Source organism: Bradyrhizobium sp. USDA 3256 (assembly GCF_054058275.1).
The window spans coordinates 8,436,162-8,462,931 of sequence record NZ_JBSSAE010000002.1; the positions used below are offsets into that span (position 1 = coordinate 8,436,162).

The following is a 26,770-nucleotide window of genomic DNA, read 5'->3' on the forward strand; positions in this document are numbered from 1 at the left end:
TATTTGGCTACAAGGACGCACGCATGGCTGATTTTCTCGGCATGATGAAGCAGGCAGCGCAGCTGCAATCCAAGATGCAGGAGATGCAGGAACAGCTCGGCAATGTCGAGGTCGAAGGCATCTCCGGCGGCGGCCTGGTCACGGTGCGCATGACCGCCAAGATGGAAGTGAAGGGCATCAAGATCGATCCGTCGCTGATGAAGCCGGAGGAACGCGAGGTGCTCGAGGATCTCCTGGTCACCGCGCATGGCGATGCCCGCCGCAAGGCCGAGACCGCGATGCAGGAGAAGATGATGGCGCTAACCGGTGGGCTCGGCCTGCCGCCGGGATTTGGTCCGACTTAGAGCGCAGCGAGATCGAGATGAATCATCGTGCTTTGGCTCTTTGTTTGAGCATGGCCTTTTCGGAAAACCGCTTCGCACTTTTCCGGGTCATGCTCTAATGGCCGCGAGCGTTGCCGGCCCCGAGATTGAACGCCTGATCCAGTTGCTGGCGCGGCTGCCGGGCCTCGGGCCCCGTTCGGCGCGGCGCGCGGCGCTGCATCTGATCAAGAAGCGCGAAGCCCTGATGACGCCGCTGACCGCTGCGCTACAGGTCGCGATCGACAAGATCCAGGTCTGCAAGACCTGCGGAAACATCGATACACAAAACCCCTGCACGGTGTGCACCGATCCGCGCCGCGATCCCTCGATCATCGTCGTGGTCGCAGACGTCGCCGATCTCTGGGCGCTGGAACGCGCCAATGCGACCAATGGCCGCTATCACGTGCTCGGCGCAACGCTGTCGCCGCTCGACGGCGTCGGTCCCCAGGATCTCACCATCGATCAGCTGGTGGCGCGCGCGCATGCGCCTGAGGTCAGCGAGATCATCCTCGCGCTCAATGCGACGGTCGATGGCCAGACCACCGCGCATTACATCACCGACCTCTTGTCGGAGGCCAATGTGCGGGTGACGCGGCTGGCGCATGGCGTGCCGGTCGGCGGAGAGCTTGATTACCTCGATGAAGGTACGCTATCTGCAGCCATGCGGCAGCGGACGCTGTTCTAGCGCGCGATGCCGGCGCCGAACACGGCGTCAGGCGCCAAGCGATCGGTTACAATCCGAAAAGATCGCACCGAAACAAAATGGTAGGGTGGATGCCGATTCGGGGACGGTCATTCACGCTCTGACGAATCAAGATACGGAACTACTGACAATGACGGCACACCGATTCGGCGTACGCTTGAGCTTTGCGCTTCTGGCGGCAACATTCGCCGCGCCTTGCGCCATCGCGCAGCAGGCCGACGCGCCGCAGAAACCCGGCAAGATGATCCACGCCGGCGACGTGCTGTCGGGCGAACTGAGCGCGATGAAGGTGCGCGATGCCAAGAACCGCGGCAAGCGCGTCGCGACCTACCAGATCACCAGCGAACCGCGCCGCCTGCCGCCGCCGAGCGGTCTGTGCAATCTCGAGACCGGGCCGGAAACCTTCCAGCTGATTCCGACCAACGATGCCCAGGCCGCGCAGCTCAAAAGCCTCTCCGGCAAGGAAATCTCGGTGAAGGTCGACGAAATCGCCTGCGCCAAGGACGCCGGCGAGATGAGCGAAGCCATCGTCACCAAGTGGAGCGTGGTGGCGAAATAGGGTCGTGCTTTGTCGCCCGGATGGAGCGCAGCGACGTTTCTTCTCCTTCCCCCTGCAAGGGGGAAGGTCGGGATGGGGGTCCGCCGCGCGCGACGCTGCGTGTGGAGAGACAAGATCCCGACCCGCTTTGCTCTGGCGAGCAAAGCGACCTCCCCTTTTCAAGGGGAGGTTTGAGAGACAGGAATCCTGCGGCCGATCCGTAGCCCGGATGGAGCGAAGCGAAATCCGGGACGGTCGTGCCGGTCGAGAGGTTTCCCGGATTGCGCTGCGCTCCATCCGGGCTACGGCGGCTGGGCTAAACCCGCACCGGCCCCAGCTCATCGAAATGCCCGCGCCGCTGCAGCCAGGCGAGCAGGATCAGGCTCGGGATCGCGACCAGCACGCAGATCACGAAGAACATCTGCCAGCCGACGGCCTTGGCCACATAGCCCGCGCCCGACGACAGATAGGTGCGGCCGACCGCCGCGAGCGCCGTCAGCAGCGCGTACTGGGTTGCGGTGTGCAGCGGATTGCGGCACAGCGCCGACAAATAGGCGACGAAGATCACGGTGCCGATCGCGCTGGTGAAATTCTCCGCGGTGATCGCAAGCGCGAGCGCCCATTGATCGACGCCGACATGTGCCAGCCACGAGAACGAGAGGTTGGCGATCGCCTGCAGCACGCCGCCGATCCAGAGGCTGGTCGCGAGCGAATAGCGTCGCGCCACGAAGCCGCCGGCAAAGCCGCCGATCAGGGTCGCGGCAAGGCCGACGCCTTTCACGATCGCCGCGTAATCGACCTTGGAAAAGCCGATGTCGATCACGAACGGCGCGGTCATGGTGCCCGAAAACGCGTCGGTGAACTTGAACAGCACCACAAAGGCGAGCGCCGCGAAGGCGTCCTTGCGGCTGAGGAACTCGGAGAACGCGCCGAGCGCCGCGTGCAACACGCGTTCGGCCGCGTTCTGCGCATGCGTCGCCGCCTCCGCGCCTTTCGATTGCGCCGGCTCAGTCGCCGCAAGCGCGGTGATGATACCGATCACGACCAGCGCGGCCATCACCACATAGCCCCACATCCAGGCCGACGGGCGCGCGAGGCCGGCGGACTCGAACCCGCTGACGATGAACAGCGCGCCGGCGGTCGAAACCAGCATGCCGACGCGGTAGGCCGCGACATAGGACGCCATCCCGGCGGCCTGCTCGCTTTCGGGCAGGCTTTCGACGCGGAAGGCATCGACCACGATGTCCTGCGTCGATGAGGCCGTTGCGACCAGCAGCGCGGCGAAGGCCGCGAACCATGACGATCGCGCCGGATCGGCCATCGCCAGCACCACGATCGCCGCGATCAGCAACAGCTGCGAGAACAGCAGCCAGCCGCGGCGGCGGCCGAACATCTGCGTGAACAGCGGCACGTGCAGCGCGTCGACCAGCGGCGCCCAGAGGAACTTCAGCGTGTAGGGCGTGCCGATCAGCGCCAGCAACCCGATGGTGCCGAGATCGACCCCGGCCTCCTTCATCCACACCTGCAGCGTCGAGCCCGACAGCGCCAGCGGTAGCCCCGAGGAGAAGCCCAGCAGCAGCACGATCAGCACCCGCGGCTGCAGGTACACGGCAAAGCTGTCGCGCCAGGAGGTGGCGGCGGGCTTTGGCTCCGGCTTTGCAGACGCGTCTGACGTCGCTTCAGGTGCTGTCATAGAGGAGTTGGTAGCAGATTCGGCCCCAAAAAGACTGTCATCGCCCGGCTTGACCGGGCGATCCAGTATCCCGGAAGCCTATCCGCCACCTGCGGCAATTTCCGGGTAAAGATCGATCCAGTCCGGATTGTCTTTTTCGATTAGGGAAATCTTCCAAGCGCGTCGCCATTTCTTCAGCCGTTTCTCGCGTCGGATCGCGTTCTCAGGATCATCGAACTGCTCGAAATAGACCAGCCTTACGACATCGTACTTTTCCGTGAAGCCTTCGACCAACTTCAACTTGTGCTGGCCGACGCGACGAATGAGGTCGTTTGTCACACCGATGAGCGTGCCGCCGATATGGCTGGCGAGGATGTAGACGTAATAGCTGCGTGCCCCCATCTGCCGCCTCTGGATACTGGATCGCCCGGTCAAGCCGGGCGATGACAGCTGATTATGTGGTGCGATCTTTGGTCAGCAACATCACTAGGTGCGGTCATAGAGAAGTTGTTCCCAGAATCAGCCCCCAAAAGACTGTCATCGCCCGGCTTGACCGGGCGATCCAGTATCCCAGAGGCCTATCCGCCACCCACGGCTATTTCGGGATAAAGTCGGGCGATGACATCGATTGGGTGGCGCACGCCGGACAACGTCTAGAAACAACAATCACTCCCCCGCCTGCAGCTTGCGTGGGGCGGGGAACAGGTTGGACGTGCTGCCCTTGACGAAGCGCGGCACCTCGATCGGGGTCTCGGACTTGCTGAAGTCGAGTTCCTCGATCCGGCCGGCGCGTTTCTCGATCTTGTCGGCGGAGATCAGGATCTGCCTGACGTCCTCGTTCACCTGGCCGAAATGGGTTTGCAGCTTGAGCACGCGATCGCGCAGGCGGCCAAGGTCGTCGCCGAGATGCATCACCTCGTTGCGGATCTGGTCGGCGGCGTCGCGGATGCGGGCGTCCTTCAGGATCTGCTGCATCACCTGGATCGCCAGCATCAGGAGCGACGGCGACACCAGCACGACGCGGGCGCGATAGGCCTTCTGGATCACGTCGTCGAAGCCGTCATGGATCTCGGCATAGACCGATTCCGACGGCACGAACATCAGCGCGGTGTCCTGGGTCTCGCCCGGGATCAGGTACTTCTCCGCGATGTCGCTGACATGCTTCAGCACGTCGGCGCGCAGCCGCTGGCTGGCGAATTTGCGTTCTTCGTCGCTGCGCGCATCGTGCAGCGCGGTCATGGCCTCGAGCGGGAATTTCGCGTCGATGCAGAGCGGGCGCTGGTCGGGCAGGAACACCACGCAGTCCGGCCGCTTACCCGACGTCAGCGTGTACTGGAACTCGAACGAGCCCTTCGGCATGCCGTCCTGGACGATCGCCTCCATCCGCGCCTGGCCGAACGCGCCGCGCGATTGTTTGTTGGCGAGCACGTCGCGCAGCGTCGTCACCTGGGTGGTGAGCTCGTTGAGGTTCTTGTGCGCGTGGTCGATGATGCCGAGTCGCTCGTGCAGCACGCGCAGTGAATCCATCGTGTTGCGGGTCGATTGCTCCATCGACTGGCCGACCCGGTGGGTCACCGAATCGAGTCGCTCGTTGACCGCGCGGGCCATCTCGGCCTGGCGGCCGGCCAGCGCCTGCGCCATGGCATCGACCCGCCCGGAGGATTCGCTCTGGGCCCGCAGCATGTCGGCGAGCCGCTCTTCCAGCTCGTCGGCGCGGATGGCCTGGGCCATCGCGAGTTCCGCGCCGCGCCGGCTGGCGCGCGCGATCACCACGGTGATGGCGAACAGCAGGATCAGCGCCAGCGCGCCAAGGCCGATCAATGCGTCGGAGACACGGACCGGAAGGTCGCCAATCGTGAGCAGAATCTCGTTCATGTCGGCCCTTGTAGCCGATTCGCGGCTAAGCGCGAACGAAGAGGGAACGTTTATGGTAAATGCATTCCTGATTTTCCGGGTTAATGCGGGGTGAAGAAACGTGGTTAAGGTTATCCTAACGGGTTCCTGAGCGCATTGACCCCATGAAGTCAGCAGCTTAAATCGCCGCCATGGCATTAAGAGAAATCATCATCCTGCCGGACAAGCAGTTGCGGCTGGTGTCGAAACCGATCGAGAAGGTGACGCCGGAGATCCGCAAGCTGGCCGACGACATGCTCGAGACCATGTATGACGCGCCCGGCATCGGGCTCGCGGCGATCCAGGTCGCGCAGCCGCTGCGGCTGATCACCATGGACCTCGCCAAGCGCGACGAGAACGGCGAGACCACGGCGAAGCCGCGCGTCTTCATCAATCCGGAGATCATTGCGCGTTCGGAAGAGCTGTCGGTTTACGAAGAGGGCTGCCTGTCGATCCCCGAATATTACGAGGAGGTCGAGCGGCCGGCGCGGGTGCGCGTGCGATTCACCGATCTTGACGGCACGGTGCATGAGGAGGATGCGGACGGGCTCTACGCCACCTGCATCCAGCACGAAATCGATCATCTCAACGGCGTGCTGTTCGTGGATTATCTGTCGAAACTGAAGCGCGACCGCGTGTTCAAGAAATTCGAGAAGGCCGCCAAGCGCGCGGCGGAGTAGGCGCGCGCACTCCGCCGTCATGCCCGGGCTTGACCCGGGCGTCCACGTCTTCCTTCTGGGAGACCAAAGACGTGGATGGTTGGGCATAGGCGAGCGAAAGCGACGCCGTCCTTGACGGCTATGCCCGGCCATGACGAAGATTGGATCCTCCCGGAAGAATCTGACCGCATGCCTCTCCGCCTGATCTTCATGGGCACGCCCGATTTCGCGGTGCCGACGCTGCTGGAACTCGTGGCCCATGGCCATGAGGTCGTGGCGGTCTACACCCGCGCGCCGAAGCCGGGCGGGCGGCGCGGCCTGCAATTGCAACCGACGCCGGTCGAGCAGGAGGCGCGCCGCCTCGGCATTCCCGTGCTGACGCCGAAGACCCTCAAGACCTCGGAAGCGCTCGAGGAGTTTCGCGCCCATGACGCGGATGCCGCCGTCGTCGTTGCCTACGGCATGATCCTGCCGCAGGCCATTCTCGACGCGCCCAGGCTCGGCTGCTTCAACCTGCATGCCTCGCTGCTGCCGCGCTGGCGCGGCGCCGCGCCGATCAACCGCGCCATCATGGCGGGCGATGCTGAGAGCGGCGTGATGGTGATGAAGATGGATGTCGGCCTCGACACCGGCGACGTCGCGATGGCCGAGCGGCTGCCGATCACGGACAGCATGACGGCATCCGACCTGCACGACGCGCTGGCGCCGCTCGGTGCCGACCTGATGGTGCGCGCAATGGCCGGGCTCGAGCGCGGCGGCTTGCAGCTGACGAAGCAGAGCGAGGACGGCGTCACCTATGCGGCCAAGATCGAGAAGGCCGAGGCGCGGATCGACTGGACACAGCCGGCGCACGCGGTGCTGCGACACATTCACGGGCTCTCGCCGTTTCCCGGCGCCTGGTGCGAGCTCGCGGGCGAAAACGAGCCGGTACGGCTGAAAATCCTGCGCTGCGAGCAGGCGAAAGGCTCGGGCCAGCCGGGCGATGTGCTCGACGACAATTTCGCGATCGCCTGCGGCGACGGCGCGATCCGGATCCTCGACCTGCAGCGCGCCGGCAAGGCGCCGATGAAGGCAGCGGACTTTTTGCGCGGCACGCCGCTGAAGTCGCCTGCGCGGCTCGGCTGATGCCCCGCTACAAGCTCACCATCGAGTATGACGGCACGCCGTTCTCCGGCTGGCAGATCCAGGACACCGCGCCGACCGTGCAGGGCGCGCTGGAGGCGGCAGTCAAGGCGATCTGCGGCGAGGACGTGCGCGTCCATGGCGCAGGGCGTACCGATGCCGGCGTGCATGCGCGCGGCCAGGTCGCGCATTGCGACATCGCCAAGCATTTTCCGCCCGGCCGCTTTCGCGACGGGCTGAACGCGCATCTGCGGCCCAATCCGATCGGCGTGCTCGCGGCTGACATCGTGCCGGACGATTTCGAGGCGCGGTTCTCGGCGACCAGGAGGCATTACCTCTATCGCATCACCAACACGCGCGCGAACCTCGCGCTCGACATCGGCCGGGTCTGGCGCGTGCCGCGCGCGCTCGATGCCGACGCGATGCACGCCGCCGCGCAGCGCCTGCTCGGCAAGCACGATTTCACCACCTTCCGCGACACCGAGTGCCAGGCCAAGTCACCGGAGAAGACGCTCGATCAGCTCGACGTCACCCGTGACGGCGCCGCCGTCAACATCGTGACGTCGGCGCGCTCGTTCCTGCACAGCCAGGTGCGCTCGATGGTGGGCTCGCTGGTCTGGGTCGGCGAGGGCCGCTGGAGCGCCGACGACCTCGCTTCCGCGCTCGCCGCCCGCAACCGCGCCGCTTGCGGCCCCGTGGCGCCGCCGGACGGGCTCTACCTGATGCGGGTGGATTACTAGGCGGTGTGAATGATCGCGTAGGTAGAGCCTACCCGAAATACCACGCTGTATCTGGTGCGGGTGGATGACTGGTAGCCCCAATCCCTACTGTGCATGGGGTTGTTTTCGATGTTTTTGTCCGGCCGGGCGGCTGGCCTACCCGAAATACCGCTCCAGCACGCCTCGATATATCCGCGTCAGCTTCTCCAGATCGGCCACCGGCGTGCGCTCGTCGACCTGGTGCATGGTCTGGCCGACCAGGCCGAACTCGATCACCGGGCAATAGCTCGAGATGAAGCGCGCGTCCGAGGTGCCGCCGGAGGTCGATAGCTCCGGCTTGCGGCCGGTGACCTCCTCGATCGCGGCGACCGCGAGGTCGGTGAACGGCCCGGGCTGGGTGACGAACACGTTGGAGTTCGACGGTTGCCAATCGATATGGGCGCGGATCCGGTTGCCGCAGGCCTTCGCCAGCCGCTCATCGACCAGCTGCCGCAGGCTCTCCTGGGTGTGGTTGTCGTTGTAGCGGATGTTGAATTTCGCCCGCGCCTGGCCGGGGATCACGTTGCTTGCGGTGTTGCCGACATCGACCGTGGTGAATTCGAGGTTGCTGGCCTGGAACTGCGCGCTGCCGTGATCGAGCGGCTCGTCGCTCAGCGCCACGATCAGCCGCGAGATATCCGGCACCGGGTTCGAGGCACGGTGCGGATAGGCGACGTGGCCCTGCACGCCCTCGACAACAAGCGTGCCGGACTGCGAGCCGCGCCGGCCGATCTTGATCATGTCGCCCAGCACCTCGACATTCGAGGGCTCGCCGAGCACGCAATGATCGAATGTCTCGCCGCGCTCGGCGCACCATTTCAACAGCTTGACGGTGCCGTTGATCGAGACATCTTCCTCGTCGCCGGTGATCAGGAAGGAGATCGAGCCCCCACCGTTTTCCTGAGGCTTGCCGCCATGGTCGCTGAGATATTGCAGCACGGCGGCGACGCTGCAGGCGACGCCGCCCTTCATGTCGACGGCGCCGCGGCCATAGAGATAACCGTCCTTCACCTCGCCGGAGAACGCGCCGAGCGTCCACGCCGCTTCATCGCCGGGCGGCACCACGTCGGTGTGGCCGGCGAAGGTGATATGCGGCGCCGAAGAGCCGATGCGCGCATAGAGGTTGTCGACATCGGCGGTGCCGGGCTCGGAGAAGGTCACGCGGTGGACCTCGAAGCCTGCGGCTTTCAGCAGGTTTTCGAGAACGCCAAGCGCGCCGGCGTCGGCCGGGGTGACGGAGGGGCAGCGAACGAGATCGCGGGTAATCGAGACGGCATCACTCATGCGCCTCGCTTAACACGTCACACGGCAGGGGGACTAGCTTTGTGCGGCACGATATCGAGCTCGCTCTGCTGATCCCAGCCGCGCGCGGAGCGCGACTCGCTGTCGCGGCCTTGCCGCACATGGGTTTTCCCGAGCGGATTGGGGCCATAACGATTGGGGTAGCTGGTGCCGCGCAAAAAGGCGAGCTCGATGAAGCCCCAGACATAGAGCACGAAGACGATCAGGCCCGCGGCCATCACCCAATAGGATTCATCGGGGAGCCGATCCGAGAACTGGCTCATGAGACCCGGGATCGCGAAGAACGGGACCATCCACCAGCCGCTCTTGTCGCGGTCGTGCAGACGCTTGATCGAGACAGCGACATAGACCCAAACGAACAAGAACGTTCCGCAGGCCTTGACCAGCAATGCCGGCAATCCGGCCCAGCTCAGCGATCTGTAGCTGTCGGGGTCGAAGGCCCGGAAGATGTCGTCGACATTGAAGCTGAACCCGTTCTTGCCGCCGAGGCCGGCCGAGACCGCCAGTAAGGCCAGGAACATCATCCAGCAGACGATGATCAGCCCTGCGAGCCAGAATTTGGCCCGGTTGACGCGGCCCTTGAAGCCGAACAGGTAGTTGGCCCAGTCCATGAAAATAAACTCCGGGCTGCGGCAATTCTTCGCGGCCCGGAGATATGTCGGCGTCGGATCGAAATTGGTTCGATCAGTCCCGCAGCAGCTCGTTGATGCTGGTCTTGGCGCGGGTGCGCTCGTCGACCCGCTTGACGATCACGGCGCAGGCGGTGGCAGGTCCCGGCTGGCCGTTCTTCAGCGGCTTGGCCGGCAGGGTGCCGGGCACCACGACGGCATATTCCGGGACCTCGCCGACGAAGATTTCGCCGGTCTCGCGGTCGACGATCTTGGTCGAGGCGCCGAGGAATACGCCCATCGACAGCACCGCGCCCTTGCGCACGATCACGCCCTCGGCGACCTCCGAGCGCGCGCCGATGAAGCAGTCGTCCTCGACGATCACCGGCTCGGCCTGCAGCGGCTCGAGCACGCCGCCGATGCCGACGCCGCCGGAGATGTGCACGCGCTTGCCGATCTGGGCGCAGGAGCCGACCGTCGACCAGGTGTCGATCATGGTGGCTTCATCGACATAGGCGCCGAGGTTGACGAAGGAGGGCATCAGCACGACGTTGCGGGCGATGAAGGCCGAGCGACGCACGATCGCGCCCGGCACGGCGCGGAAGCCGGCGTCGCGAAAACGGTTCTCGCCCCAGCCCTCGAATTTCGACGGCACCTTGTCCCACCACGATGCTTTGCCCGGGCCGCCCGCGATCTGGCCCATGTCGTTGAGGCGGAACGACAGCAGCACGGCCTTCTTCAGCCACTGATTGACCTTCCACTTGCCGCTCGTCTCGCGCTCGGCGACGCGGGCTTCGCCCTTGTCGAGCAGCTCCAGCGCGTGGTCGACCGCCTCGCGGACCTCGCCCTTGGTCGAGGTCGAAATGCCTTCGCGGGCGTCGAACGCGGTGTTGACGGTGGTTTCGAGAGCGGACAGCGACATCGGGACAATCCTTGGCGCATCGGGGATTATGACGGGATTTTGCGGGGCTTTTTCGGAATTTGGGGCAGCGGAGTCAAGGCAAACTCTTTCGCCGAGACGACGTGGGGAGAGGTCAGGGCTTTCCGTTCAGCCGCTGCAGGAAGCCAGTGAGATCATCCGTGACATGGTCGACATGGGCGGCATCGCGACCTTCGAGCTCCCACGTTTCGCGCACCACCTCCTGGCTGCCGTCGGGCACGACCAGCACGGTGGTCATGCCGAGCTCATGCGGCACCACCAAATTGCGCGCGAGGTCCTCGAACATCGCGGCCTTCGCCGGATCGACATCGTGGAGCCTGAGGAACTTCTGGTAGGTCTGCGGCGCCGGTTTCGGCTCGAGATCGGCGGCGATGATGTCGAACACGCCGTCGAAATGGTTGCCGATGCCGAGCCGGCCCAGCACCGCATCGACATGGTCGACCGAGCCGTTGGTCAGGATCAGCTTGCGCCCCGGCAGTTTTGCGATCGCGGCTCCCATCGCGGGATTCGGCTGCAGCGGCGAGTGGTCGATCTTGTGCACATAAGCGAGATAGTCGTCGGCCTGCACGCCGTGCTCGGTCATCATGCCGCGCATCGTGGTGCCGTAGCGCAGGTAATAGTCCTTCTGCAGCCGCCGTGCTTCCTCGGAAGAGATTTTCAGCCAGTTGCTGACGAACTCGCCGATCCGCGCATCGACTTGCTGCCACAGGTTGACGTGATGTGGGTACAGCGTGTTGTCGAGGTCGAACACCCAGGTCTCGACATGGCCGAAGCTGCGGGAAGTTTTCATTGTGGCTCTCCACCTGTCGGCGTGAACGTCGTTCCGCCCTCCGCCGTCGTCTTGGCGAAAGCCAGGACCCATACCGCGGAATCTATCAATGTGGCACGGTGCTCGTCGTTCTTCGCCAAACGCAGTCTTGTGGTAATGGGTCCCGGCGTTCGCCGGGACGACAGTGATGCTTGCGGCGCCATTGTCCTCATCACGGCATCGCAAAGCGCAGCGTCTTGCCGCCGCTGGTCATGTCGACGGTGGTGAAGCCGAGCGCGGCGAGGCCGCGGGTGGCGCAGTCGCCCTGTTCGTTGATCTCGAACTTGCTCTCGCGGGTGCAGAGCTGGACCCCGCCGCCCCAGTTCAGCGGCTTGTCCTTGATGCGGATGGCCCGGTTGTCGTTGTCGACCGCTTCGGCAAACGAATAGATCTGCTTCGGCGTGCCTGATACGTCGGGATGCAGGCACTTGCCGGGGTCGATGCGATACCAGCCGCGGCTGGTCACCACCTTGCCGTCGTCGGTTGCAACCGCGGCCATCACCTTGTGCGGCGTGTCGTTGCACCAGGTCAGTCCCGATGGCGATGGCTTCTGCACGGCATCGATCATGGTGGCGAAGAAATTCGGCGACTGCACGATGTCGCTGGCGAGCCCGCGGCTCTTCAGGAACGCCGACAGCGCACTCTGGGTCTTCGGCCCGTCGACGCCGTCGATCGGCGCGGCATCGTAGCCCGCGATCACCAGCAGGCGCTGGATACCGGCGAGGCGCGCCTGCTCGTCGTCATATTCGCTGTCTTCGGCGAGATAGGCGACCAGATGGCCGTCGTCGGTCTTCGTCGGCGTGATCTGGGTGAATTGCGCGGGCATCTGGCCGGAGCGGCATTGTCGCGCGGCGGCGATCACGAAATTGTCCTGCGCCACGCAGAGCGTGTCGGTGCCGTTCTGCGGGATCGGCGAAGCGCCATAGACGCCAAGCGCCCGTGCATTGAGCAGCACGCGGTCGGCGGTGAGCGCGCCCTGCACCACGACCCGGCAGGTCGCCGGATCGATACGGAACCAGCCGCGTGTCGCGGTCGCGGCCTTGTCGTCGATGCCGATCGCGGCCTCGATCACATAGCTCATGCGGTTGCAGAGCTTGAGGTCGGCATGCGCCGGCGCCGACGAGAACAGGAACGACATCAGCGCGGCGGGCAGCGACATCGCGAGCCGCGCCGGCAGCGACCGGCGAGGTCGCATCACATTCATGTCGTCATGCCCGGGCTTGTCCCGGGCATCCACGTCTTGCCCACGAGCTTGTTGCGGAAAAGACGTGGATAGCCGCGACAAGCCCGGCCATGACGATGAATGGCTGTGCCCGTTCACTTATGGATCAGCGTGCCGGTGCCCTGGTTCGTGAAGAGCTCGAGCAGCACCGCGTGCTGCGTCTTGCCGTCGATGATCACGACGCCCTGCACGCCCTGTTCGAGCGCGTAGATGCAGGTCTCGACCTTCGGGATCATGCCGCCGGAAATCGTGCCGTCGGCGATCAGCTTGCGGGCTTCCTTGATCGACAGGTCCGGAATCAGCTTCTTGGACTTGTCGAGCACGCCCGGCACGTCGGTCAGCAGCAGCAGGCGCTTGGCCTTCAGCGCGCCCGCGATCGCGCCGGCGAAGGTGTCGGCGTTGATGTTCAGGGTCTGGCCGTCCTGCGAGGTCGCGAGCGGCGCCAGCACCGGGATCAGCTCATAGCCGATCAGCTGATTGAGCAGCGTGAGGTCGACCTTTTCGGGGTCGCCGACGAAGCCGAGATCGATCGCCTTCTCGATGTTGGAATCCGGATCGACCATGGTGCGCGTCGTCTTCGACGCCTTCACCATGTTGCCGTCCTTGCCGGAGAGGCCCACGGCCTTGCCGCCGGCCTCGTTGATGTAGCCGACGATCTGCTTGTTGACCGAGCCGGCCAGCACCATCTCGACGATCTCGATGGTCGCGGCGTCGGTGATGCGCAGGCCAGCGGCGAATTCCGACTGGATGCCGAGGCGCTTCAGCATGGTCGCGATCTGCGGCCCTCCGCCATGCACGACCACCGGATTGATCGCGGTCTGCTCGAGCAGCACGATGTCGCGCGCGAACGCCTTGGCGGTGTCCTCGGCGCCCATGGCATGGCCGCCATATTTAATGACGATGGTCTCCTCGTCATATTCCTGCATGTGCGGCAGCGCCTCGGACAGGATGCGGGCCTGATCGAGCGGGCTGATGTGCTGGTCGGTCATGGGGCTGGTCTCGTCGTCAGCGAAGGGGTGGCGCGGTTCTATCTGATTGCCGGGCAGGGCGCAAAGCGGGAGAGATATTCGCTCGTATCTGTAGCCCGGATGGAGCCAACCGGTCGCGCGAACGCGCGCCCGATGACAGGCTCCGCGCAATCCGGGGTTTGCAGCCGCGGCACGATTCCCGGATTTCGCTTGCTCCATCCGGGCTACGGGTCACCGCTTCGGCCACACCGCCGCGACCGCCAGCACCAGCCAGCTCAGGATCAAGAGCGTTCCGCCGGTCGGGGCAGCCATCGGAAACAATCCATGGCCGGCATATTGGCGCAGCACGAGATCGCCGGCGAACAATGACGCCGCGATGACGAAGCCGGCCGCCGCCACGACTGCGAGCTTCGCATGGATGATCGCGCGATCCGCCACCGCGATGGTGGCGACCACGGCGGGTGCATGGAACAGCAGCATCGAGGATGCCGCTGCCAGCCGCGTGGCGTCAGGCAGATGGGCCGCGGCCGCCGCCAGCATCACGCCGCAGGCGCCCATGACGGCGGCAAGGCCAACCAGGAGGCGGGATGCGCCGCTCATCGGCGCCGTTCCTCGATCAGGCGCACCATAGCGGCACGCAGCTCCGGCATGCCGTCGCCGGTGCGCGACGAGGTCACCAGCACCTCGGGGAAGGCGGCGGGATGTTTTGCGAGCGTTGCTGACGTGTCGGCGATGACGGTCTTGAGTTCGCCGGCCTTCACCTGGTCGGCCTTGGTCAGCACGACCTGGTAGCTGACCGCGGACTTGTCCAGCGTCTTCAGCACGTCGAGATCGACGTCCTTGATGCCGTGGCGCGCGTCGATCAGCACGTAGACCCGCGCCAGTGTCGCGCGCCCCAGCAGGAATTTGTGGATCAGCGCCGTCCATGACGCCACCTTGGTCTTGGGCGCCGAGGCGTAGCCGTAGCCGGGCATGTCGACCAGACGGAAGCCCGCCTTCTCCGGTCCCTCGAAGAAGATCAGCTCCTGGGTGCGGCCGGGCGTGTGCGAGGTGCGCGCCAGGTTGCTGCGGCCGGTCAGCGCGTTGATCAGGCTCGACTTGCCGACATTGGAGCGGCCGGCAAACGCGACCTCGAGGCCGGCCATCGGCGGCAGCGTCTCGATCGAGGGCGAGGCCCAAATGAAGCGCCAGTCGCCGGCAAACAGTTTTCGGCCTTGCTCAATCAGCGCCGCATCGGGTTCGGTGCTCATGCGAAGGATTCCATCTCGTCGCGGCCAGGCAAAGGCCCAAGGCGGGTCCTTGGCGTAGGACGACCCGGCCATCCAGGTCAACGTCCAGAGCCTCGGTTCTGGGCGCCCTCCAATATGTCGATGCCCGGCACAGGGCCGGGCATGACGTGGTTGACGAAGCGCTGTTGCTGGAGGCTACGTCGCCTTCTTGGTTTCAGTCGTCACGCTTTTTTTTTGAAACGTCGCCTTCAGATTGTCGAACAGCTCTACCTTCACGCCGTTGCGCCGCATGATGTAGCTCTGCTGCAGCACCGACAGCAGGTTGTTCCAGGCCCAGTAGATCACGAGACCCGCCGGGAAGCCGGCCAGCATGAAGGTGAAGATCAGCGGCATCCAGTCGAAGATCATCTTCTGGGTCGGATCCGGCGGCGCCGGATTGAGCTTCATCTGGACCCACATCGTGATGCCCATGATGATCGGCCAGATGCCCATCACCAGATAGGAGCCGAAATGCGGTCCGAGCAGCGCGATCGGATCGAACGGAATCAGGCCGAACAGCGTGAACAGGTTGGTCGGATCGGGCGCCGAGAGGTCCTTGATCCAGCCGAAGAACGGCGCGTGCCGCATTTCGATGGTGATGAACAGCACCTTGTAGAGCGAGAAGAACACCGGGATCTGCAAGGCGACGGGAAGACAGCCCGCGATCGGGTTGATCTTCTCCTTCTTGTAGATCTCCATCATCTCCTGCTGCTGCTTCACGCGGTCGTCAGGATAGCGTTCCTTCAGCGCCTGCAGCTGCGGCTGCACCGACTTCATCTTCGCCATCGAGGCGTAGGACTTGTTGGCGAGCGGGAAGAACAGGAGCTTCACGATCACGGTCACCAAGAGGATCGCGATGCCGAAATTGCCGACCAGGCGATAGAACCAGTCGAGCGCCAGGAACATCGGCTTGGTGATGAAGTAGAAGTGGCCCCAGTCGATCAGGAGATCGAAATGGTTGAGGCCGAGCTGCTTGTTGTAGCCGCCGAAGCCGACCAGCGGGAAGTTGAGGCCGACCGTGGCGGCTTCCTTCGCGCCGGCAAACAGCCGCGCGTTGGCGACGCCGGTGCCGCCGATCGGAATGGTCTGCGCGCCGAGCATGTAGTCGGTCTGGTAGCGCTTGTCGCCGGTCGTGAAGCGGGCGCTTTCAAGCGTTGCGGTGGTTTCGGGCAGCAACGCCGCAGCCCAGTATTTGTCCGTGATGCCGAGCCAGCCGTCGGTGACCTTCGTGAACACGATGCCGCGCGAATTTCCGCCGGTCGAGGTCTTGGCCTCGTCGATGTTCTTGTAGCTGAATTCCTGCAGGCCGTGTTCGCCGAGATAGCCGATCGGGCCTTCGTGCAGAATCGCGTAGCCGGAGACCGGCGGCTTGCCGCCGCGCGAGATCAGACCGAACGGATACAGCGTCACCGGCGCGCTGCCGAGATTGTTGACCTCGTCCTTGACGGAGAACAGGTAGCGATCGTCGATCGAGATGGTGCGGCGGAAGGTCAGGCCCTGGCCATTCTCGTATTTCAGAATCACCGGGGTGCTCGGCGACAGGCTGTTCGATCCCTCCTGCTGCCAGACGGTTTCGGCGTTCGGCGTCTTCACCGATGAGCCGTTGGCGGTCAGCCACAGGAATTCGGCATAATAAGGCTCGGCGGTGCCCGACGGCGAAAGCAGCACGACGGCCGGCGATTTGGGATCGACCGTCTCGCGGAACTGGACCAGCGAGAGGTCGTCGATCCGGGCGCCCTTCAGCGCGATGCTGCCGGTGACGCGCGGGGTCTCGATCTTGATGCGCGGGCCGGAGGCAAGCACCGTCTCGCGGCTCGCGACCGGAGCGTCAGCAGCAGGCGCGCCGGGGGCTGGAGAGGGGGTCGCCGAGGTTCCCGGAGCGGTGCCGGGAGCAGCACCCGGCGTCGCCTGCGGCGCCGGCTTCTGCAACTCCGCCTGGCGCTGCGCCTCGCGCTGCTTCTCCATCTGCGGCACATTGTAGAAGTATTGCCAGGCGATCAGGACGAGGCCGGACAGAATGACGGCAAGGATCGTGTTGCGGTTGTCGGACATCTCTTAGGGTCTCGTCATTCCATTCGGATTGGGCGCGCTCTTGTTACCCGCCTTGTTAGTACCCGTCTTGTTAGTGCCCGTCTTGGGCGCAGGCCGGTCGAGGCGGCGCAGCGCCGACCGCAGGTCGTCAAGCATGGTCGCAAAGTCGCGGGTCAGCGCGTCACGACGGCCCACTAGCACATAATCATGGTGCGGCCGCATGAATACGGCGTCGACCTGTCTCATCACTTCGCGAAGCCGGCGGCGGATGCGGTTGCGCTCGGTCGCGGTGCCGTTCTTCTTGGTGACGGTATAGCCGACGCGGATCGGGCCCTGATCGTCGCGGCGGCGGCCCTGCAGCACAAAAGCTGTGGTATTCGCCCGTGCGCCATTGGCAACGGCGAGGAAATCCGCCCGCTGCCTCAGCCGATCCATAATGGGTATCTCCGGAGAGGAGACGTCCGGGCTCAGGCGCTCAGGCGCTTGCGGCCACGCGCGCGGCGCGCAGCGAGGACCTTGCGGCCGCCGGCCGTGGCGAGACGGGCGCGGAAGCCGTGACGGCGCTTGCGCACCAGTTTGCTGGGTTGATAAGTCCGCTTCACGGGTAATTCTCCGCTGACCGGGCAATTTGCCGTTGTATTGAGATGGAGTCCGGTGATGCTGGCGGGCCCAAACGAGCCGTTGACGGCCCCAAAGAGCCGCCCCCGGGTCAAGAACCGGGCCATCGCGGACAGTTGGCGCGGCTTATAAGGGAGCGCCCTGTTTTCGTCAATGTCACAGGCCGTCGCAAAAAGGCTTCTTCGAAACGTCGCAATTGGGGCGAATATATCTGATTTCGCGGGGTATTTGACGGTATGGAGACGCTTTGGGGCGTTCGGGGAACCGCCCACATTAGCGATCCGTAATTTGACCGGCTTGGGGGCCGGGCCCCATCTTCCGACCCCTAAGCCAAACAAGGCCTTATCTTGTGGCTCTAACTGACGATCAGGCGACCGCGCAGAAGCAGCGGCCCAAGCCGTCCCCCCGGCTCGGGCTGTCGGGCAAGCTTTTGCTGCTGACGATTCCCCTGGTGATGATCGCCGGGCTCCTGATCTACGTCCCGGCCATCGCCAACTTCCGGATGAACCGGCTCAATGACCGCCTGGCCGCCGCCAATACCGCGGCGCTGGTGCTCGATGCCGCCCCGTCCGGCCTGGTGCCGGATTCGCTGGCGCGGCAGATCCTGACCAGCATCGGCGCCCGTGCCGTCGCCATCAAATTGGGACAGCAGCGCCGGCTGCTCGCCAGCGCCGACCTTCCGGCGGCGATCGACCATGACGTCGACATGCGGACCATGACGGTGTGGTCGGCGATCGTCGATGCCTTCGAGATCATGCTGGAGCATGGCGACCAGACCATCCGCGTGGTCGGACCCGCGCCGGGCCAGGCGCAATTCATCGAGGTCGTGATCGACGAGAAGCCGCTGCGGCAGGCGATGTACCGCTTCTCGCGCAACGTCCTGGTCGTCGCGCTGTTGATCGCCGGCCTGACCGCCGGCCTGGTCTATCTGGCACTGCATTATTTGTTCGTGCGCCCGATGCGGCGGCTGACCGCGAGCCTGGTCGGCTTCCACGAGAATCCGGAGAGTTCGGCGCGGATCATCGTGCCGAGCCAGCGCGGCGACGAGATCGGCGTTGCCGAGCGCGAGCTGTCGGACATGCAGCGCGACCTCGTCTCGATGCTGCATCAGAAGAGCCGGCTTGCCGCGCTCGGGCTCGCCGTCTCCAAGATCAACCATGATCTGCGCAATCTGCTGGCGTCCTCGCAACTGCTGTCGGACCAGCTCGCCAGCGTGCCCGACCCGCGGGTGCAGCGCTTTGCGCCGAAATTGTTGCGCTCGCTGGAGCGCGCCATCGCCTTCTGCCAGTCGACGCTCTCCTATGGCCGCGCGCAGGAGGCGGCGCCTGATCGCCGCGTGATCATGGTGGAGCCCGCGGTTGCCGAGGTGCGGGAGTCGGCGGGGCTTGCGACCGATGTCTCGATCACCTGGATCAGCGCGATCGAGCGCGGCCTGACCATCGACGCCGACCCGGACCAGCTGTTCCGCGTGCTGCTCAATCTGGTGCGCAACGCGGCGCAGGCGCTGGAGAGCCGGCCCGCAGGCGACGGCGGCGCGCAGCAGATCCGCATCACCGGCCGCCGCGAGGGGACGGTCGCGATCATCGAGGTCTCCGACACCGGTCCGGGCGTCCCGACCAAGGCGCGCGAGCATCTGTTCGAGGCGTTCCAGACCTCCGGCCGCCCCGGCGGCAGCGGGCTCGGCCTTGCGATTGCCGCCGAGCTGATCCGGGCTCACGGCGGCCACATCCATCTGGTCGAGGGCACCATCGGCGCCACCTTCCGGATTTCGATCCCGGATCGTCCGGTGGAACTGCTGTCGATTCGCAGCGAGCGGGCGAGGGCCTGAGGCCGTTCCGGTATTCCGGGGCGGCTAAAGCCGCGGCCGAAATTGGCGTTTCCAGACCTTGCCAACCGGACCCGGAGCCTGTAGCTAGAGCGCTCTTTCGCGGCGTTCCGGGGCTCCCGGAGCCATGCGGGCTCAAGCCCACCCGCGAAAATGCGCCCGTAGCTCAGCTGGATAGAGCATCAGACTACGAATCTGAGGGTCGGACGTTCGAATCGTTCCGGGCGCGCCATTCACTCAAGTTCCCATTGGTTCGGGCAGCTGATGCGTGCTCGTCTTCAGTAGAATATTCCCAGGCACTTCTGGATCGATTGCCTTCCACTGCACTCACACGGTCCGTGGTCGCAGTTGGAGGGCGCTGTGGGTGTCATTGGCTTCCCTCCTCAGTCCTCAAGAGCCCGGTAAACCGACGCGCGGCCAATCTTGAGCGCCTTCGCGATAGCGGACGCCTCATGTCTTCAGCTTTGAGCGCCTTCACTATGGCGGTGTCGATGGACGCTGTGCGTCCCTGGTAGACCCCGCGTGCCTTGGCCTCCGCGACACTCTCAAGCTGCCGCTCGCTGCGGAGGTTGGTCTCGAACTCGGCGAACACGCCGAGCATGTCCAGGAACCACTTGCCTGCTGCTGTGCTGGTGTCGATGGGCTGCTCTGTATAGCCCCTCAGGGATGCACCACGCGCCTTCACGGTGCGCACGATGTCCTGCAGGCGCGCGCTGGGTTCGCTTTAGCTGGCTGTCGCCGCACCGGATCGGAGACCGGCCGGGAAAAATGCGCCCGCGCGGGTCAGAATCGGGCCGAAGGCGAGGGGTGCCCCGTAAAAACCCTGCTTGCCCCCGCCGGAGCGTTGAGAAAAAATAAGCTTTTTTAGCTTATAGGCACAGAAATGTTTTTATTCTTATTGTCTGTCCTTTTGAGCCGGCGAGTCATCCCTCATGCAGAGTGACATCGCAAACGCCGTATTTTATGCGGCCGTGTTTCTGGGCATCGTCTACACCAGTCGCATCCTGGAAAAAAGATGGCCGATTGCGGACGTTCCCTACGCCGAGTTTCGTGATGACTGGCTCGCGGTGATCGTGAGCCTCGGGCTGTCGTCCATGCTCGCTCCGATCGCGGCGATCAGCGCGGGCAAGATTGCGAGCTATACCGGTCTCGGTTGGATCAAGCTGCCGACCGACGGTTACTGGTGGTACGTCTCCCTCGCAATCATCGTGGTTGCATTCGATCTCTACAAGTACACATACCATCGCCTTCAACATGCGATCCCCTTTCTGTGGGCGATGCACTCCTTCCATCACAGCGCGAACGGCGTGACGTTCATTACCGGCGGCCGGCATTTCTGGCTGGAGAGGGTGTTGTCCGACGCCTTTCTTCCGATCATGGCGATCCTGTTCCGCATCCCGCCGGACATGGTGATAGCGGTGGGATTTATCTTCTTCATGCCCGATGCGTGTGCCCATCTCAACGTCCGCATTCCGCTCGGTCGGTATGTGACATGGATCAACAATCCGCAATGGCACCGGATCCATCATTCGGTCCTTCCCGAGCACAGGGACAAGAACTTCGCAGCCTGCTTTCCGTTTCTCGACATTCTGTTCGGCACGGCCTGGATACCGAAGCCGGACGAATATCCTGCAACGGGCCTCGTGCCTGCCGAGCGCGTGGACATCATCAATAGTGTGATCTGGCCAATCCGGCATCTTCGGCATTACTGGCATCGGGAGTCTCGGAATGAATTGGGTTAAGGGTTTTTTGGTGCTCCTCGCCCTGCTGCTGGGGTACGCCGACCTTGAGTCGACGAATGTGATCCTGAGTCTCGGATTGGGTGAGTTGAACCCGTTCATGCATCTGGCGCAGACATGGTTCGGCGTCTGGTGGCTGGTGCCCAAGCTTGGCTTGACGTTCGTGGTCACGTGGCTGCTTTGGCGGAGCAACAACGTTTACAACATCGCTCTCGTCGTCGCGTTCTGCTCCACGCCTGTCCTGAACAATCTCGTCATCATCGCGGGCACGAACTGAATCAATCCCTTCGCCGGTTGCCGCAACCGGCGAGGTGCTCGTGCTGCGCGGCGCATTCTTCCCGTAAGCACGATGAAATGAATGTCGCGGCGCGGACCCTGCATCGCGGCGCCGGCTTTTCCGGTACGCAAGCTTTCGTCGTATCTCGCAGAACCTGCCCGCTCCGCCCGGCGACAAACACCGCAGAATGACAGATGATCGCCTCCAGAGGTCAGGAGGATCAGTGATGTCGGACAGGTTTGTCGTCACCTGCATGGTGTGCTGTGCCCTGATCCTGGGGGCTCCGGGGGCGACCGTGCACGCGCAGACGCCGTCGAACTGCAAGGAGCCGCAGACCGGCACCAGCCGCGTCCCGATGCTGTCGCCGCCGCTGGCCAATGTGGTGACGGGCACGGGTCGGCTGCAATTCTACTCGGCGCCGAATCTGCATTGTCCGATCCGCGGCGTGTTCGTCATTCCAAATGATGCACTGATCGCGTATGCGCAAACCAGGGATGGCTGGTCGTCGGTGATGTACCTCAATCCGGGGACGGGCAACGACGTCTCGGGTTGGGTGAGGTCGGCGAGGCTGAAGGTGACCGGAACCGTCGGACCGAAGTAGCACGCGACCAGGATCGCGGCAGGCGGCTTCCCGCACCTGCCTGGGCGATGCCCGATGATCATGTCCGGGCGCGCGATCTGCTGCGGTATGGCGCGGCGAGCCCGCCGTGACGCAAGCCCGTTGCGGCATCAATGAATCGCCGCGTACATGATCTTCTCCTCGGTGGCTTCGAGCGCGGAGAATTCCTCCACCACCTTGCCCTGGCGCGAGACCAGGATGCGATCGGACAGCGCCATGATCTCGGGCAGATAGGACGAGATCACCACCACCGCCTTGCCCTCGTCGGCGAGCTGGTTGATCAGCTCGTGGATCTCGACGATGGCGCCGACGTCGACGCCGCGGGTCGGTTCGTCGAAGATGATCAGCTCGGGCTCCTGCACCAGCGATTTGGCGATCACCACCTTCTGCTGGTTGCCGCCTGACAGCTCGACCACCTTGGCCTCGTCGCCGATGGCGCGAACCTTCAAACGCTGGGTCCAGGTCTTGCCGACCGAATTGGTCTCGCGCCGCGACAGCATCATGCGCCCCCCGGGAAACTTCGAAAGCAGGCCGAGATAGATGTTGCGGGCGATCGAGGCGGTTTCGAAGAAGCCTTCGACCTTGCGATCCTCGGTCACATAGGCGATGCCGGCCTTGACCGCCGGGGCCGGAACCCTGTAGCGCACCGGCTTGTCGTGCAGCAGGATCTCGCCGCCGTGGAAGAAGTCGCGCTTCAACACGCCGGATACGATCTTGAAGGTCTCGGTGCGGCCGGCGCCGACCAGGCCGAACACGCCGGTGATCTGCCCTGCAAATACCGACAGCGAATTGTTCTTCACCATCGGCGCCATCTTGAGGTTCTGCACCGTGAGCACGCGCGCCCCCGCCGGCCGGACGCTGGTCTTCCGCGCGCCATACAGCGTGTTGGAGAGGTCGCGTCCGACCATCGCCTGTACGATCGCCGCGCGGTCGAATTTCGCCGCGTCGTCGGTGATGACATGCTTGCCGTCGCGCAACACGGTGATGCGGTCGGCGAGCAGCAGCGCCTCTTCCAGCGCGTGCGAGATGAAGACGATCGAGACGCCGCGCTTCTTGAGGTCACGGACCAGGTCGAAGAAGTATTTCTTCTCTTCCGGCGTCAGCGACGCGGTCGGCTCGTCGAAGATGATGACCTTGGCCTTGTGCAGAACCGCACGCGCGATTTCCACCATCTGCTTCTTGGCCGCGCCGAGCCCGCTCACGGTCGCGGTCGGCGTCACGTCGAAATTCAGCGATTGCAGGAATTGCTGGGCGGCGATGTAGATGCCGCGCAGCCGGTTGTAGAATTTCTCCTGCCCGAGGAACAGGTTTTGCGCGACCGTCATGGTCGGCACCAGGCTGTTCTCCTGGAACACCATGGCGATGCCGAGATTGCGCGCCTCGAGCGGCGTGCGCGGCGCGACCTCCGCGCCATCGACACTCATGCCGCCCGAGGTCAAGGTCACGACACCGGCCATCACCTTGGTCAGCGTCGACTTGCCGGCGCCATTCTCGCCGACCAGCGCGTGAATCTCGCCGCGGCGCAGATCGAAGTCGACGCCCTCGATGGCGGGGACGCCCGCGTAAAGCTTGGTGGCCTTGCGCAGGGAAAGCACGGTGTCGCTCATGAGCCTGTCTCCTCGGCGAGCCCGGCGAGGGGCAGTTTCAGCACGCGGCCCGGTCCCTTGGCGATCAGCACAAGGTCGCCGCCCAGCTCGAGCGCCGCGACGACACCGTGATTGACGCCGTCGACCCGGCTGTGCAGCGAATACAGCGGCTTGCCGGCCTCGCTCAGCCGGATGACGAGCCCGTAGGAGCGCGGCGGCGCCCACGGCTTGATCACGCCCATCGTCTTGATGTGCGCGCCCTGCATCGGCTCCTTGAAGGAAAAGCCCGAGCGCAGCCGCGGCGCCACCCAATAGGCCGGGTCGATCTCGGCCATCATGCGGCGCCGGTAGGCCGGCTCGCGCAGCACGAACTCGATCAACTGGGTGCGTGCGGTGAATGCGGTGAGCCAATAGCCGCCGCCCGCGGCCTTCGACAGCCGCGACGGATAGACGGGGAGGTGACCGAGCACGACCTGCGGCGGCCGTCCATTGGAGACGAGGACGAGGCGATGCCGCCAGCTCTCGCTGACCAGCACGCCGTCGCCCCGCGCGCAGGCGCCGAAGGCGTAGCCGAGCTTCGATGCCAGCGGCTGCACCGATCTGGTCCCGGGGTCGAGCCGGAACACGCGGCCGCTCCGGTTGAGCTCCATCAGGTCGCGCGCCCAATCATCGATGCCGCAGGTCGCCGAGCCGTCGGTTGCGATCAGGGTGCCATCGCCGGCCTGCGTCAGCGCGTTGATCGCGTTGAAGGCGGCGTCGCTGAACGTCACGCTCGGCTCGCCCGACGAGGGATCGGCGTAGAGCCGCACCTCGCGGCCGCCGAGCGCGACCGCGATGCCGCCGCCGGCGATCGCGCAGAGCGCCGAGATCGGCTGCTCGAAGCTGCGCAGCTCGGCCGCTCCGCCGCCGTCGAGGCGCAGTAGACGCCGGCCGTCGGCGACATAGAGGTTGCGGCCGTCGGTTGCGAGATCCTCGGGCGCCTCGCATTCCAGCAGGGTGGTCGCAGATTCCAGTTTCTGGTTCGGCTTGAGTGCGCCGTCGAACGACGGCACGGTGATGGTGGCCTCACCACGGCCGAGAAAGCGGTTGGCGAAATCCCTGACGGCCGCGATCACGACAGCTTCCCCCAGCGCTTGTCATACTGCACGAAGTTCGGGTCGGCGTTCTCCAGCTTGTAGCGGCCGATCCGGGTTGTTCATGATGCCGCCGAGATAGAGATAGCCGCGATGCTCGCGCATCGAGGTGATCATCGGATGGTTCTCGCCGCGCAGGTCCCAGAACGATTCGAGGATCTTGCCCTGCTCGTTGAACTTGACCACGCAACCGGTGTTGATGTTCGGGAACAGCCATTCGTCGACCGGGACGCGCTTGGCCATGCGGCGGCGGAAGCCCGGCATCTTCCAGGCGAGGTCGAGCGAGGGACTGCGCATGCCGACCAGCGCCAGCCAGTAATTGCCGTCGGAGGCGAGATTGATGTTGTCGGGATAGCCCGGCAGATTGTCCATCACCACCTCGACCTGGCCCTTCTTCGGCCCCGCGAACCACAGCCGCTTGATCGAGCAGCCGAAGGTCTCGGCGAACAGGATAGATTGGCCGTCGCTGGCGACGCAGATGCCGTTGGGGAATTTGAGGCCCCGCAGCGCCGTATGCGTCGCTCCGGTCTTGGTGTCGTAGCAGATGATGCGGCCGTTGCCGCGTGCCTCGAGGCCGTCGATCGGCCATTCATCCATCTCGTAGCGCACGGTGGCTTCCGAGAAGAAGATCAGGCCGTCATCGGTGATGTCGAGGTCGTCGGCCAGCCGCAGGCGGCTGTCGTCGTTCACCGAATGCATGCTGCGGTTGGTCTCGTCGGTCGCCTTCTCCACGGTGCCGTCGGGCGTGATGCGGTAGAGGCCCATGCCGCCGATGCAGACATAGAGATTGTCCTGACGGTCGAACGCCATGCCGAGCGGCTGACCGCCGATATGGGCGAACACCTCCATCCGCTGATAATCGGGCGCATGGAAGCGGATGATGTCGCCATGGCGCGAGCCGGCGTAGAGATTGTTGTTGCGATCGAGGATCACGTCCTCGGGCGCCTCGATGCGGCCGAGGCCGATCAATTCGACGTCGCGCAGCTTGTCGTTCTGCTCGAACGGGCCGCCCTGGCCGATCTCGGTGGCCGGCGGCGGCGGCAGCGCGTGATAGGTCGGCGCGACATAGACCTTGCTGATGATGCGGGTGCGGTTCTTCTGCCAGCGGATGTCGACCATCGCCGCGACCAGCAGGATGCCCGCCAGTGCCATGCGGTTGATGCCGCCCCTTGCATTGAGCGTGGTGAGGCCATTGGTGATCAAAAGCACGATCAGCACGCCGACCAGCGATTTGGCGACCGAGCCCTTGCCGCCGCCGAGCGTGATGCCGCCGAGCACGGTCGCGGTCAGCACGATCACCTCGAGGCCGACGCCGATGTCGCCCCCGACGGTGCCGAGCCGGGCCGCGAAGAACAGCGCGGCGATGCTGGTCAGCACGCCGCTTGCGACATAGCAGAGCGCGATGGTGCGGCGGACCGGAATGCCTGAATTGTAGGCCGAACGGCGCGAGCCGCCGATCGCGGTGATGTGCCAGCCCGGGCGCAGCCGCGTCATGAAGATATGGCCGAAGATCGCGATCGCGATGTAGACGATTGCGACGCTCGGAATGCCGAACACGTCGCCGCCGCCGATGAAATTCCAGGACGGGATGTCGGGGAAGGCCGCGGCGATCGAATTGGAGTAGCGTTGGATCAACAGATCGAACGCCGAGCGGTAGATGATCAGGGTGATCAGCGTGGTGATGAAGGCGCGCAGCCTTAAGTAGCCGATCAGCACGCCGTTGACGGCGCCGAGCAGTGCGCCGCAGACGAGGGTGGCGACCACCACCGCGGGAACCGGCCAGTTCAGCACGTCGAGCAGATAGAGCGCGCAGAAATCCGTCAGCGCGAAGATCGAGCCGACCGACAGATCGATGCCGCCGACGATGACGACCAGCGCCATGCCGAGGCCGATGAAGCCGATCTCGCCGGCCTGCCGCGCGGTGTCGGCAAGGCTCGACGGCGACAGGAAGTGATCGATGGAACGGCTGAGCGCGAAGCCGACGATCAAAAGCAGGATCACCGGTATTGCGGTCTCGGTCCAACGCTTGGACAGGATCTCGCCGAGGAGATGATCCGGCCAGTAACGGTAACGCAGGCTCGTCAGGGTGTCGCGCATCGGCATTCCAGCAAGGCGTTCG

Annotated in this window: 26 protein-coding genes, 1 tRNA gene and 2 pseudogenes; 11 read left to right on the forward strand and 18 right to left on the reverse strand. The window is 64.6% G+C overall.

All coding sequences use genetic code 11. The features are described 5' to 3' along the window. Window positions 1–23: 23 nt before the first annotated feature. The 3 genes from ACVWY5_RS41615 (at window position 24) to ACVWY5_RS41625 (ending at window position 1,624) form a co-directional block, all read left to right on the forward strand. Window positions 24–344 carry a YbaB/EbfC family nucleoid-associated protein gene (locus ACVWY5_RS41615; RefSeq protein WP_028335943.1) on the forward strand — a complete coding sequence of 107 codons (321 nt, stop codon included), beginning with the start codon at window positions 24–26 and terminating at the stop codon, window positions 342–344. Between the two features lie 97 nt (window positions 345–441). Further along, entirely contained in the window at window positions 442–1,047 is a 606-nt protein-coding gene (recR, locus tag ACVWY5_RS41620) for a recombination mediator RecR (protein WP_028335942.1), read from the forward strand. 148 nt (window positions 1,048–1,195) lie between these two features. Further along, on the forward strand, window positions 1,196–1,624 hold the full coding sequence (locus ACVWY5_RS41625) for a hypothetical protein (protein WP_028335941.1): 429 nt from the start codon (window positions 1,196–1,198) through the stop codon (window positions 1,622–1,624). A 295-nt stretch (window positions 1,625–1,919) separates the two neighbouring features. On the opposite strand, the gene ACVWY5_RS41630 is transcribed toward ACVWY5_RS41625, so the two are convergent. The 3 genes from ACVWY5_RS41630 to ACVWY5_RS41640 form a co-directional block, all read right to left on the reverse strand. Continuing rightward, window positions 1,920–3,296 (reverse strand): AmpG family muropeptide MFS transporter, encoded by a 1,377-nt coding sequence (locus ACVWY5_RS41630; protein ID WP_028335940.1) that lies wholly within the window; start codon window positions 3,294–3,296, stop codon window positions 1,920–1,922. Between the two features lie 78 nt (window positions 3,297–3,374). Then, window positions 3,375–3,677 carry a GIY-YIG nuclease family protein gene (locus ACVWY5_RS41635; protein WP_028335939.1) on the reverse strand — a complete coding sequence of 101 codons (303 nt, stop codon included), beginning with the start codon at window positions 3,675–3,677 and terminating at the stop codon, window positions 3,375–3,377. A 264-nt stretch (window positions 3,678–3,941) separates the two neighbouring features. Continuing rightward, entirely contained in the window at window positions 3,942–5,150 is a 1,209-nt protein-coding gene (locus ACVWY5_RS41640) for a DNA recombination protein RmuC (protein ID WP_028335938.1), read from the reverse strand. A 170-nt stretch (window positions 5,151–5,320) separates the two neighbouring features. Here ACVWY5_RS41640 and def point away from each other — a divergent pair, with 170 nt between their 5' ends. From def to truA, 3 genes are all read left to right on the forward strand, one after another. Beyond that, window positions 5,321–5,848, forward strand: coding sequence for a peptide deformylase (gene def / locus ACVWY5_RS41645; protein ID WP_028335937.1), 528 nt, complete (start codon window positions 5,321–5,323; stop codon window positions 5,846–5,848). A 168-nt stretch (window positions 5,849–6,016) separates the two neighbouring features. Next, window positions 6,017–6,952, forward strand: a complete 936-nt coding sequence (gene fmt, locus ACVWY5_RS41650; RefSeq protein WP_028335936.1) for a methionyl-tRNA formyltransferase — start codon at window positions 6,017–6,019, stop codon at window positions 6,950–6,952. After that, entirely contained in the window at window positions 6,952–7,689 is a 738-nt protein-coding gene (gene truA / locus ACVWY5_RS41655) for a tRNA pseudouridine(38-40) synthase TruA (protein WP_028335935.1), read from the forward strand. The genes fmt and truA overlap by 1 nt, the downstream gene beginning before the upstream one ends. 135 nt (window positions 7,690–7,824) lie before the next feature. Here the strand turns inward: truA and dapE are convergent, their stop codons facing one another. The 11 genes from dapE to rpmH form a co-directional block, all read right to left on the reverse strand. Further along, entirely contained in the window at window positions 7,825–8,991 is a 1,167-nt protein-coding gene (gene dapE / locus ACVWY5_RS41660) for a succinyl-diaminopimelate desuccinylase (RefSeq protein ID WP_028335934.1), read from the reverse strand. A gap of 17 nt (window positions 8,992–9,008) precedes the next feature. Next, complete coding sequence (locus ACVWY5_RS41665) at window positions 9,009–9,620, reverse strand: DUF805 domain-containing protein (protein ID WP_028335933.1); 612 nt, start codon at window positions 9,618–9,620, stop codon at window positions 9,009–9,011. Window positions 9,621–9,693: 73 nt separating this feature from the next. Further along, on the reverse strand, window positions 9,694–10,539 hold the full coding sequence (gene dapD / locus ACVWY5_RS41670) for a 2,3,4,5-tetrahydropyridine-2,6-dicarboxylate N-succinyltransferase (RefSeq protein WP_028335932.1): 846 nt from the start codon (window positions 10,537–10,539) through the stop codon (window positions 9,694–9,696). Window positions 10,540–10,651: 112 nt separating this feature from the next. Then, a complete protein-coding gene (locus ACVWY5_RS41675) occupies window positions 10,652–11,347 on the reverse strand; it encodes a pyrimidine 5'-nucleotidase (protein WP_028335931.1) in 696 nt (231 codons plus the stop codon). Window positions 11,348–11,537: 190 nt separating this feature from the next. Next, window positions 11,538–12,524: a DUF1036 domain-containing protein gene (locus ACVWY5_RS41680; protein WP_028335930.1), complete on the reverse strand. Its 987-nt coding sequence runs from the start codon at window positions 12,522–12,524 to the stop codon at window positions 11,538–11,540. A 158-nt stretch (window positions 12,525–12,682) separates the two neighbouring features. Next, the gene (argB, locus tag ACVWY5_RS41685) at window positions 12,683–13,576 is read right to left on the reverse strand and encodes an acetylglutamate kinase (protein WP_016848093.1); all 894 of its coding nucleotides are present in this window, start codon (window positions 13,574–13,576) and stop codon (window positions 12,683–12,685) included. A 210-nt stretch (window positions 13,577–13,786) separates the two neighbouring features. After that, entirely contained in the window at window positions 13,787–14,155 is a 369-nt protein-coding gene (locus tag ACVWY5_RS41690) for a DUF423 domain-containing protein (RefSeq protein ID WP_028335929.1), read from the reverse strand. Beyond that, window positions 14,152–14,805, reverse strand: a complete 654-nt coding sequence (yihA, locus tag ACVWY5_RS41695; RefSeq protein ID WP_028335928.1) for a ribosome biogenesis GTP-binding protein YihA/YsxC — start codon at window positions 14,803–14,805, stop codon at window positions 14,152–14,154. Before yihA ends, ACVWY5_RS41690 begins: the two co-directional genes overlap by 4 nt. A 174-nt stretch (window positions 14,806–14,979) precedes the next feature. Continuing rightward, window positions 14,980–16,875 (reverse strand): membrane protein insertase YidC, encoded by a 1,896-nt coding sequence (gene yidC, locus ACVWY5_RS41700; RefSeq protein ID WP_028335927.1) that lies wholly within the window; start codon window positions 16,873–16,875, stop codon window positions 14,980–14,982. A gap of 3 nt (window positions 16,876–16,878) precedes the next feature. Continuing rightward, on the reverse strand, window positions 16,879–17,289 hold the full coding sequence (rnpA, locus tag ACVWY5_RS41705) for a ribonuclease P protein component (protein ID WP_028335926.1): 411 nt from the start codon (window positions 17,287–17,289) through the stop codon (window positions 16,879–16,881). A 32-nt stretch (window positions 17,290–17,321) separates the two neighbouring features. Beyond that, complete coding sequence (rpmH, locus tag ACVWY5_RS41710; RefSeq protein ID WP_008542748.1) at window positions 17,322–17,456, reverse strand: 50S ribosomal protein L34; 135 nt, start codon at window positions 17,454–17,456, stop codon at window positions 17,322–17,324. Between the two features lie 365 nt (window positions 17,457–17,821). Between rpmH and ACVWY5_RS41715 the strand changes: the two genes are divergently transcribed. Both ACVWY5_RS41715 and ACVWY5_RS41720 read left to right on the forward strand, forming a co-directional pair. Further along, window positions 17,822–19,300: a sensor histidine kinase gene (locus ACVWY5_RS41715; RefSeq protein WP_028335925.1), complete on the forward strand. Its 1,479-nt coding sequence runs from the start codon at window positions 17,822–17,824 to the stop codon at window positions 19,298–19,300. Window positions 19,301–19,452: 152 nt separating this feature from the next. After that, window positions 19,453–19,529 (forward strand) — tRNA-Arg (locus tag ACVWY5_RS41720). Window positions 19,530–19,680: 151 nt separating this feature from the next. On the opposite strand, the pseudogene ACVWY5_RS41725 reads toward ACVWY5_RS41720, so the two are convergent. Further along, window positions 19,681–20,003: pseudogene (locus tag ACVWY5_RS41725) on the reverse strand (recombinase family protein); the annotation flags it as partial. A 226-nt stretch (window positions 20,004–20,229) separates the two neighbouring features. Between ACVWY5_RS41725 and ACVWY5_RS41730 the strand changes: the two are divergent. The 3 genes from ACVWY5_RS41730 to ACVWY5_RS41740 all read left to right on the forward strand — a co-directional run bounded on the left by ACVWY5_RS41730 (window position 20,230) and on the right by ACVWY5_RS41740 (window position 21,914). Beyond that, window positions 20,230–21,039, forward strand: a complete 810-nt coding sequence (locus ACVWY5_RS41730; RefSeq protein ID WP_028335924.1) for a sterol desaturase family protein — start codon at window positions 20,230–20,232, stop codon at window positions 21,037–21,039. Next, window positions 21,026–21,313: a DUF5658 family protein gene (locus ACVWY5_RS41735; protein ID WP_321176982.1), complete on the forward strand. Its 288-nt coding sequence runs from the start codon at window positions 21,026–21,028 to the stop codon at window positions 21,311–21,313. The genes ACVWY5_RS41730 and ACVWY5_RS41735 overlap by 14 nt, the downstream gene beginning before the upstream one ends. Window positions 21,314–21,539: 226 nt before the next feature. Then, window positions 21,540–21,914, forward strand: a complete 375-nt coding sequence (locus ACVWY5_RS41740) for a hypothetical protein (RefSeq protein WP_028335923.1) — start codon at window positions 21,540–21,542, stop codon at window positions 21,912–21,914. Window positions 21,915–22,042: 128 nt separating this feature from the next. On the opposite strand, the gene ACVWY5_RS41745 is transcribed toward ACVWY5_RS41740, so the two are convergent. The 3 genes and pseudogenes from ACVWY5_RS41745 to ACVWY5_RS41755 all read right to left on the reverse strand — a co-directional run bounded on the left by ACVWY5_RS41745 (window position 22,043) and on the right by ACVWY5_RS41755 (window position 26,754). Next, a complete protein-coding gene (locus tag ACVWY5_RS41745; RefSeq protein ID WP_028335922.1) occupies window positions 22,043–23,539 on the reverse strand; it encodes a sugar ABC transporter ATP-binding protein in 1,497 nt (498 codons plus the stop codon). Further along, window positions 23,536–24,633, reverse strand: a complete 1,098-nt coding sequence (locus ACVWY5_RS41750; RefSeq protein ID WP_028335921.1) for an SMP-30/gluconolactonase/LRE family protein — start codon at window positions 24,631–24,633, stop codon at window positions 23,536–23,538. Before ACVWY5_RS41750 ends, ACVWY5_RS41745 begins: the two co-directional genes overlap by 4 nt. After that, window positions 24,630–26,754: pseudogene (locus tag ACVWY5_RS41755) on the reverse strand (ABC transporter permease). Before ACVWY5_RS41755 ends, ACVWY5_RS41750 begins: the two are co-directional and overlap by 4 nt. Window positions 26,755–26,770: the final 16 nt, after the last annotated feature.